The organism is Paracoccus sp. S4493 (genome assembly GCF_000967735.1).
GTDB classification, from domain to species: Bacteria; Pseudomonadota; Alphaproteobacteria; order Rhodobacterales; family Rhodobacteraceae; genus Paracoccus; species Paracoccus marcusii.
The window spans coordinates 1-616 of the sequence record NZ_JXYF01000192.1; the positions used below are offsets into that span (position 1 = coordinate 1).

Annotated in this window: 1 protein-coding gene and 1 pseudogene; both read left to right on the forward strand. The window is 67.4% G+C overall.

What is annotated here, in order from left to right:
- Window positions 1-295: pseudogene (locus tag TW83_RS16225) on the forward strand (ABC transporter permease); the annotation flags it as partial.
- A 33-nt stretch (window positions 296-328) separates the two neighbouring features.
- On the forward strand, window positions 329-616 hold a 288-nt coding region (locus tag TW83_RS16230; RefSeq protein WP_045983823.1), incomplete at its 3' end, for a substrate-binding domain-containing protein.

The window sequence follows — 616 nt, forward strand, 5'->3', positions numbered from 1 at the left end:
GTCGGGCGCGCTGGCGGGGCTGGCGGGCAACGTGCTGATGTCGCGCCTGGTCACCGCCCAGCCAAGCGAGGGGGTGATGTACGAACTGGATGCCATCGCGGCGGCGGTGATCGGCGGCGCGTCCCTGTCGGGGGGCGTGGGCACCGTCGCGGGCACGATGATCGGTGCGTTCATCATCGGCATCCTGCGAAACGGTCTGAACATGTCGGGCGTGTCCGCCTTCATCCAGCAGATCGTCATCGGCTTCGTGGTCATCGGCGCGGTCTGGATCGATCAGGTCCGCAACCGCCGCTAGGCCCGCATCATCATCATCGGAGGAGGAACCAAGATGACACTGCTGAAGACATGCCTGGCCGTATCCGCCCTTGCCCTGACCGCCGCCGGCGCCCAGGCCGGAGAGATCGCGGTCATCGTCAAGACGACCAACTCGAACTTCTGGCAGAACGTGAACCTGGGCGCCCAGGCCGCGATCGAGGGCCAGTCCGAGCATACGCTGAGCTTTGACGGTCCGGCCGCGGAAAGCGCAGTGGCCGATCAGGTCAGCCTGGTCGAGAACGCCATCAACCGCGGCGTGGCCGGGCTGGTCCTGGCCCCGTCCGACCCCGAGGCGCTGATC